Here is an 8,047-nt window from a genome sequence, read left to right as displayed (position 1 = left end):
GGTGTGCTTGCTTCTCTCGGGCTTTGGCCGGGCCGGACTGCCGTCCAGGCTGCTGCTGCGGATGTTTGCCGGACCTTCTGCGGCTTGACGGCTGGGGGGGGGGGGGGGGGGGGGGGGGGGGGGGGGGGGGGGGGGGGGGGCGGGCGCCCCCCCCCCCCCCCCCCCCCCACGGCCGTTCCCCGAGCAAGTGAACGTTACCAGCCGGCGGGGCAGTGTCCGGCCGTCGCCGCCGACCTGTCAAGACCCGTGCGGGCAGTGGCTGATTCCCCGGAATTCCAGGGAGTTCGGGCCCGATCGCGTTTACTGCCAGGGATATTGACATGCCGTCAGGTCGCGCCCACACTCACGGAAAACTGGGAACGTTACCAAGGGCACCCGGAGGCGGTCGCGATGACAGAGCCCCTGCTCGAAGCGAGGAAGGTGACCAAGCGCTACGGGCACGTCCACGCGCTCCAGGGCGCGGACTTCACCGCGTACCCCGGCGAGGTCGTCGCGCTGATCGGTGACAACGGCGCCGGCAAGAGCACGCTGGTCAAGACGCTCTCCGGGACCATCCGGCCGGACGAGGGCGAGGTGCTGGTGGACGGCGTGCCGGTCCAGCTCACCAGCCCGCTGGACGCCCGCGGCCACGGCATCGAGACCGTCTACCAGGACCTCGCGCTCGCCCAGGACCTGGACGCGGCCGCCAACCTGCACCTGGGCCGGGAGTTGTACCGCGGTGGCCTGCTCGGCCGGCTCGGCGTGCTGGACCGGGCCGCGATGCGCCGCTCGGCGGTCGCCGCGTTCCGTGAACTCGGCGTGGACCTGCGGGACGTGAGCGTGCCGGTGGCGGCGCTGTCCGGCGGCCAGAAGCAGTCCGTGGCGGTCGCCCGCGCGGTCGCCTTCGCCAACCGGATCATCTTCATGGACGAGCCGACCGCGGCGCTGGGCGTCGTCCAGCGCGGCCGGGTGCTCGACACCGTCAGACGGGTCCGCGACCGCGGCATCGCCGTGGTGCTGATCAGCCACAACATGCCCGAAGTCCTCTCCGTGGCCGACCGGGTGGAGGTGCTGCGGCTCGGCAGCCGGGTGGCCCGGTTCACCGCCGCCGACACCACCGTGGAGGAACTCGTCGGGGCGATGACCGGCGCGCTGGACGCGGCCGGCAAGGAGGGCGCGGCATGAGCGCGGGAACCCCCGTCAAGGACGGCACGGCCGCTCCCACCGGCCGGCCGCGCGGGCGCGGCGTACCGCCCTGGCTGCGCCGGCTCGCCGACGTCAACGAGGTGTGGACCTTCGGCGTGCTGCTGCTGCTCGTGGTGTTCTTCACCGCGGCCCGCCCCAGCACCTTCCTGACCAGCTACGACGTCACGCAGATCGCCACCAACGCGGCCATCTACCTGGTGCTCGCGGTCGGCATGACCTACGTCATCATCGTGGCCGGCATCGACCTGTCGGTCGGGTCGGTGCTGGTGCTGTCGGCGGTGCTGTCGGCCGAGTACACCATCCACCACGGCGGCGCGAAGGCCGGCTGGGGCACCATCGCGGTCAGTACGGTGATCGCGCTCGCCACCGGCCTGGTCTGGGGCGGGATGCAGGGCTGGCTGGTGGCCAAGGCGAAGGTGCCACCGCTGATCGTCACGCTGGGCGGGTTCGGCGCCGCGCTGGGCATCGCCGAGATCATCACCGGCGGCCAGGACCCCACCGGCGCCGTCTCGGGCCACCTCCAGCACGCCGTCGGCTTCGGCAAGCTCTTCGGCCAGATCCCCTGGCTGGTCGTGATCGCCTTCGCCACCACCCTGGTCTTCGGGCTGGTGCTGGCCTTCACCCGCTTCGGCCGCTACACGTACGCCATCGGCTCCAACCCCGAGGCCGCCCGCCGGGTCGGCATCAACGTCGACCGGCACCTGGTGCAGGTCTACGCGCTGGTCGGCCTGCTGTCCGGGCTCGGCAGCGTGATGTGGCTGGCCTACTTCGGCACTACCTCCATCGCCGGGCACGCCACCGACAACCTCACGGTGATCACCGCGGTCGTGCTCGGCGGCGCCAGCCTCTTCGGCGGGCGCGGCACCGTACTGGGCACTCTGATCGGCGTCTTCATCCCGGCGGTGCTCAGCACCGGGCTGATCATCATGGGCGTCCAGCAGTACTGGCAGGACGTCGCGATCGGCGTGGTGCTGGTCGCCGCGGTCTATCTCGACCAGTTCCGCAGGCGCGGGCGCGAGCGCGCCTGAACGCGCGAGCGACCCGAAGCCGTATCCGCGGCCGGCCCGAAGCCGAACCCGCGGCCGTATCCGCGACCGACCCTGCGCCGTAACCGCGACCGCGCCGGAGGCCGTACCCGCGTCCGTATCCGCGGCCGGACCCTTCTCCGGCGGCCCGTATCCGCAGCAAGCCCGGCTCACGCACAGAAAGAGGTCCAGCATGCGGCACATCAGCAGACCCACGACGCTCGTGGGGGCCTGCGCGGTCCTCGCGCTCGTGGCCGCGACCACGGCGGCCTGCGGCGGCGGGTCCTCCGGTTCCGGCGGCAAGTCGCTGGAGATGATCACCGGGGTGAAGAGCGACCCGTTCTACATCACCATGGCCTGCGCGGCCCAGCAGGAGGCGAAGAAGCGCGGCGTGAAGCTGACCGTCAACGGCTCCGCGCAGTGGGACGTGTCCGTGCAGCGCCCGATCATCGACTCGGTCGCCGCCAAGCACCCCGCCGGGCTGCTCATCGCACCGGTGGACACCGCCGCGCTGACCCCGTCGCTGTCCCAGATGCAGAACGGCGGCACCAAGATCGTGCTGGTCGACACCACGGTCAGCGACGCCTCGATCGGGGTGTCCCGGATCTCCTCGGACAACGTGGCCGGCGGTCGCGCCGCCGCCAAGGCGCTGGCGCAGCTGATGGGCGACAAGGGCTCCGCGATCGTGATCAGCGTCAAGCCGGGGGTGTCCACCACCGACGAGCGCACCAAGGGCTTCGACGAGGAGATGAAGGCGAACCACCCGAACATCAAGCTGCTGCCGGTGCTCTACGACAACGACCTGCCGGCCACCGCGGCCTCGCAGATCCAGTCCACGCTGGCCGCGCACCCCGACCTCGGCGGTGTCTTCGCGGGCAACACCAACACCGCGCAGGGCATCTCCACCGGGCTGCAGGCCGCGGGCAAGCAGGGCAAGGTCCAGGTCGCCGCCTTCGACGCCGAACCCGACGAGGTCACCTCGCTGAAGAACGGCACGCTGGACGTCCTGGTCGCCCAGGACCCGGCGAAGATCGGCACCGAGGGCGTCGACCAGGCGCTCGCGGCCATCGACAAGAAGAAGGTGACCGCCTCCATCGGCACCGACATGGTCGCCATCACCAAGGCCAACCTGAACTCGCCGTCGGTGAGCAAGTACCTCTACAAGGCGGGCTGCTGACCGCGAGGCCCCCGCGTGAGCGGCCGCCCGCCCGGTGCCCCTGCGGGCACCCGGGCGGGCCGCCGCACCCGGCGCCCTATCCACTGCCGCACCCCGTGCCGCACCCCGTTCCGTACCCGGTGCCGTCCGCGGGGGAGGCAGGCGACGGTCCGCCGGCGCGCCCTGTCATGATGGCGGGCCGGGCGGGAAACGCCGCCCGCGCCATCACCACCGGCGGCCCCGGGCCAGGGCCGGCGGCCCGGGAGCGCCCGATGAGGAGAGCCGTGAAGCGCCCGACGATGAAGGACGTGGCCCGCGCCGCCGGAGTCAGTCCGATGACCGTCTCCCGTGTCGTCTCCGGCGAGCCCGGGGTGTCGCCCTCCACCGCGGCCCGGGTCGAGCGCGCCGTCCGCAAGCTCGGCTACCAGCGCAACGACAACGCCCGCCACCTGCGCCAGAAGAACCTCGGCACCTCCACCATCGGCCTGGTCGTCGACGACCTCGCCAACCCCTTCTACGCGCTGATGGCCCGCTCGGTGGAGGACGAGGCGCACCGCCGCGGCTACGTGGTGCTGGTCGGCAGCACCAACGACGAGCCGCATCGCGAGCGCGAGGTGATAGCGGCCTTCACCGCCCGGCAGGTGGACGGCCTGATACTGGTGCCCACCATCGGCAGCCACGGCTTCCTCAAGCAGCCGATGGCGGCCGGCACCCAGGTGGTGTGCGTGGACCGCCCGGCGGACGGCCTGGAGGTGGACACCGTCACCGTCGACAACCAGGCCGGCGCGCAGCGCGCGGTCACCCACCTGCTCGGCCACGGCCACACCCGCATCGCCTACCTCGGCGACCGGTACGACATATGGACGCAGGCCGAGCGGTTCGCCGGCTACCGCGACGCGCTCGCCGCCCACGGGCTGCCGATCGACGAGACCCTGGTACGGCACGGGTTGCGCACGAGGAAGTCGGCCGGCGCCGCCGTCGCCTCCCTGCGCGACCTGCCCGACCCGCCGACCGCGCTGTTCACCAGCAACGACCTGATCACCCTCGGGGTGCTCGACGCCGGCCACACCACGCCGCTGGCCCTGGTCGGCTTCGACGACCTGCCGCTCGCGGAGCGCCTCGACCCGCCGCTGACCGTGGTCAGCCAGGACCCGGTGGCGCTCGGCGGCACCGCGGCCAACGTGCTCTTCTCCCGGATCGCCGGCGACCACTCCGCGCCGCGCTCGGTGGTGCTGCTCACCCGCTTCATCGTGCGTGAGTCGGGAGAGAAACGGGTCCGCATGGCGTCCAAGCGGTGACGGCGAAACGTCACGGCGAAACGTCACGCCGCAACGTCACGGCGGAAGCGCTGAAGCGTTGAAACGCTGAATCGCTGAGGCCGGAAGAGCCGGGGCCCGCCGCCCGCGCGGCACCGTTCCCGCGACCCGGGGACGGGCGCCGCCCGGAGCCGGGGAGGACCCCGGCCGGCGCCCCGCACATGGGCCGGTCAGCACCGGTCAGGGCCGCCCAGGGGTCAGCCGCAGCGTCAGGATCTGGAACGGCCGCAGCGTCAGCCGCACTTCGGGACCCGCCGCCGCGCAGCTCCCGTCGTCCGTGACCGGCCGCTCCAGCAGGTCGGTGACGGCCACCGACGCGAGGGCGAACGACGGCGTCAGCGTGGCCCGGGCCCGCTTTCCGTGTGCCTCGTACAGCCGCACCAGCACATCCCCCGACCGGTCGTCGGCGAGCTTGACCGAGGTGATGACGACCCCCTCGTGGTCCACGGCCACCAGCGGCGCCACCGCGGCCGCGCCCGGCACCGTACGCTCCGGCAGGTTGAGCCGGTAGCCCTCGCGGATCGCGTCCGGGACCCGGGCGCCGATCACGAACGCGTACCGCAGCCGGTGCCGGCCCTGGTCCTGCTCCGGGTCGGGGAAGCGGGCCGAGCGCAGCAGGGACAGCCGCACCGTGGTGGTGGTGCCGCCGTCCTCCCGCACATCGCGGGTGATGTCGTGGCCGTAGGTGGAGTCGTTGACCAGCGCGGCGCCCCAGTCGGGCTCGCCGACGTGCAGGAAGCGGTGCGCGCACACCTCGAACTTGGCCGCGTCCCAACTGGTGTTGACGTGCGTGGGCCGCTCCACGTGGCCGAACGGGATCTCCGCGGTGGAGTGCGCGGCCCGCACGTCCAGCGGGAAGGCCGCCTTGAGCAGCTTCTCCCGCTCGTGCCAGTCGACCACGGTCTCGATGTCCACCTGCCGGCTGCCCTCGCGCAGGGCCAGCACCTGCTCGACCCGTGAGTCGCCGAAGCCGCGGACCACCCGCACCCCGCCGCCGGCGCCGTCCGGCCCGCCCTCGAACGCGGCCACCGAGTCGGCGTCGGTCAGGTCGCGCACGCTGTGGCGGTAGAAGGCGTCGAGGTCCCAGGCGTCCCAGCGGTTGGGGAAGTCCTGGTGGAGCTGGAGCAGGTTCGCGGTCGCGCCCGGCGGCAGCGCCTCCCGCTCGGCCGGGATGTCGTACGCCGAGGTGATCAGGCCGCGGCCGTCGATCGTGATCCGCACCAGGCCGTTGTCGAGGACGAAGCCGTCGCCCGACGGCACCGGGCGCACCGTGGCCGGGCCGGCGGCGCGGAGCGCGGCGCCCATCGCGGGCACCCCGTCCCGGGCGTGCGGCGCCGCGTTGAACACCACCTCGCCGCCCTCGCCGCCGTCGTCGGCCGCGGCCAGCGCGCGCTGCGCGGTGTCCACCAACTCCCGCAGCTCACACCCCACTTCGACGTACGTCTGCTCCGCCTCCCGGTGCACCCACGCGATCGACGTGCCCGGCAGGATGTCGTGGAACTGGTGCAGCAGCACCGTCTTCCACAACCGGTCCAGCGCCTCGTACGGATACGGCGCGCCGGTGCGCAGCGCGGCTGTCGCCGACCACAACTCGGCCTCCAGCAGCAGGTGTTCGCTGCGCCGGTTGCCCTGTTTCGTGGCGAGCTGGCTGGTCAGGGTGCCGCGGTGGAACTCCAGGTACAACTCGCCCACCCACACCGGCGCTTGCGGGTACTCCGCGAACGCCTTCGGGAAGAACTCGGCCGGCCCCTCCACGCTCACCCGCGGCGAACCCTCCAGGCTGGCCAGCCGGGAGGCCCGGGCCAGCATCTCCCGGGTGGGCCCGCCGCCGCCGTCCCCGTAGCCGAACGGCACCAGCGAGCGGTGGGTGTGCGCCTTGTCCCGGAAGTTGCGCTCGGTGTGCGCCAGCTCCGCCCCGGTCAGACCGCTGTTGTAGGAGTCGACCGGCGGGAAGTGGCTGAAGATCCGGGTGCCGTCGATGCCCTCCCAGAAGAAGGTGTGGTGCGGGAAGGCGTTCGTGGTGTTCCAGGAGATCTTCTGGGTGAGGAACCAGCGCACCCCGGCCAGCTTCATCAGCTGCGGCAGCGCCGCGTTGTAGCCGAAGGTGTCCGGCAGCCACATGTCCTCGGTCTCCAGGCCGAACTCGTCCAGGTAGAACCGCTTGCCGTGCACGAACTGCCGTACCAGCGACTCGCCGCCGGTGATGTTGGTGTCCGGCTCCACCCACAGGCTGCCGGTCGGCAGGAACTGCCCGGTCTTCGCCTTCTCCTGAGCCCGCGCGTACACCTCCGGCCGGTGCTCCTTCAGCCACGCCAGCTGCTGCGCCTGGCTCATCACGAACCGGAACTCGGGGTGGCCGTCCATGAGTTCGGTGACGTTGGAGACCGTCCGCGCCACCTTGCGCACGGTCTCGCGCAGCGGCCACAGCCAGGCCGAGTCGATGTGCGCGTGGCCGACCGCCGAGATCCGGTGCGCACCGGTGCCGGCCGGTGCGGCCAGCGCGGGGATGAGCGCCTTGCGCGCGGCGGCCGCGCTGCCGCCGATGTCCTGAAGGTCGACCAGGTCCAGCGCGTCCTCGACCGCCCGCAGGATCTGCCAGCGCCGGGTGGACTGTTCGGGCAGCTCGTGCATCAACTCGCCGAGCACGTCCAGGTCCTGGACCAGCTCGAAGACGCCCGCGTCGAAGACCGCGAGGTCCGACCGCCGTAGCTGGTAGAGCGGTTCGCCGGCCGGCGGGCGCCCCCCGCGGTCCGTACCCCCGCCGCGGTCACTGTCGTCGTCGTCGCCGTCCGCCAGCCAGCCGGCCCGGTCGCCCGCGGACGTCACGCCGAAGGTGAGCTGGTCCGGGCCGGTGTGCATCACCACCGGGTTGGCGGCGGCCTCGACGTAGAACAGCACCTCCTCGCCGCCGCGGGCCGGGGACGCGACCGGCAGATGGGTGTTGCGCGGGTTGAGCGCCTTCACCGCGGTGCCGTCCGGCCGGTAGGCCAGGCCCTCGGTGGAGAAGCCGGGCTCGGTGGTGCCGAAACCCAGGTCGACGACCGCTTCCACCGGCAGCCCGGCCCACCCCTCCGGCACCCTGCCGCTGAGCTTGAACCAGCTCGTCGACCAGGCCGGCCCCCACCGGTCGCCGACCCGCGCCGGAGCGTATTCGGCGGCCAACCCGGCGCTGACCGGCACCGGTTCGCCCGGCACGTGCCAGACCTCGACGGTGAGCGGCACCGTACGGGCATGGACGGCAGGGCGCAGGCGCTGGTTCAGCACGCGGTGCAGCCGCTCCTCGGTGCTGGCGGGGTCGCTGTGCATGGAAGGGGGCCCTCCCTCTCGGTGGGTGCGTGCCCGGGGTCGGCCGGGCGGGTCGAATC

The 8,047-nt window shown here is 72.7% G+C and carries 5 protein-coding genes; 4 read left to right on the top strand and 1 reads right to left on the bottom strand.

The features are described 5' to 3' along the window. Window positions 1-390 precede the first annotated feature (390 nt). From ACIPAE_RS37945 to ACIPAE_RS37930, 4 genes are all read left to right on the top strand, one after another. On the top strand, window positions 391-1,164 hold the full coding sequence (locus ACIPAE_RS37945; RefSeq protein ID WP_329371094.1) for an ATP-binding cassette domain-containing protein: 774 nt from the start codon (window positions 391-393) through the stop codon (window positions 1,162-1,164). Beyond that, window positions 1,161-2,213: an ABC transporter permease gene (locus ACIPAE_RS37940; protein ID WP_366410644.1), complete on the top strand. Its 1,053-nt coding sequence runs from the start codon at window positions 1,161-1,163 to the stop codon at window positions 2,211-2,213. Before ACIPAE_RS37945 ends, ACIPAE_RS37940 begins: the two co-directional genes overlap by 4 nt. Before the next feature lie 190 nt (window positions 2,214-2,403). Further along, window positions 2,404-3,387, top strand: coding sequence for an ABC transporter substrate-binding protein (locus ACIPAE_RS37935; RefSeq protein ID WP_329371098.1), 984 nt, complete (start codon window positions 2,404-2,406; stop codon window positions 3,385-3,387). Between the two features lie 263 nt (window positions 3,388-3,650). Beyond that, window positions 3,651-4,664 (top strand): LacI family DNA-binding transcriptional regulator, encoded by a 1,014-nt coding sequence (locus tag ACIPAE_RS37930; protein ID WP_402451791.1) that lies wholly within the window; start codon window positions 3,651-3,653, stop codon window positions 4,662-4,664. A 198-nt stretch (window positions 4,665-4,862) separates the two neighbouring features. Here ACIPAE_RS37930 and ACIPAE_RS37925 read toward each other — a convergent pair whose 3' ends face one another. Beyond that, window positions 4,863-7,988, bottom strand: coding sequence for an alpha-mannosidase (locus ACIPAE_RS37925; RefSeq protein ID WP_402451789.1), 3,126 nt, complete (start codon window positions 7,986-7,988; stop codon window positions 4,863-4,865). Window positions 7,989-8,047: the final 59 nt, after the last annotated feature.

This window comes from Streptomyces sp. NPDC087270, from assembly GCF_044744625.1.
Lineage (GTDB): Bacteria > Actinomycetota > Actinomycetes > Streptomycetales > Streptomycetaceae > Actinacidiphila.
Note: the sequence above shows the minus strand (reverse complement) of the source record. Positions and strands in the feature narration are given on the sequence as shown.

Bases quoted from the DNA above. Each gene is read 5' to 3' on its own strand.
- ACIPAE_RS37945 (WP_329371094.1), top strand. From the start codon at position 391: ATGACAGAGCCCCTGCTCGAAGCGAGGAAGGTGACCAAGCGCTACGGG.
- ACIPAE_RS37940 (WP_366410644.1), top strand. From the start codon at position 1,161: ATGAGCGCGGGAACCCCCGTCAAGGACGGCACGGCCGCTCCCACCGGC.
- ACIPAE_RS37935 (WP_329371098.1), top strand. From the start codon at position 2,404: ATGCGGCACATCAGCAGACCCACGACGCTCGTGGGGGCCTGCGCGGTC.
- ACIPAE_RS37925 (WP_402451789.1), bottom strand. From the start codon at position 7,988: ATGCACAGCGACCCCGCCAGCACCGAGGAGCGGCTGCACCGCGTGCTG.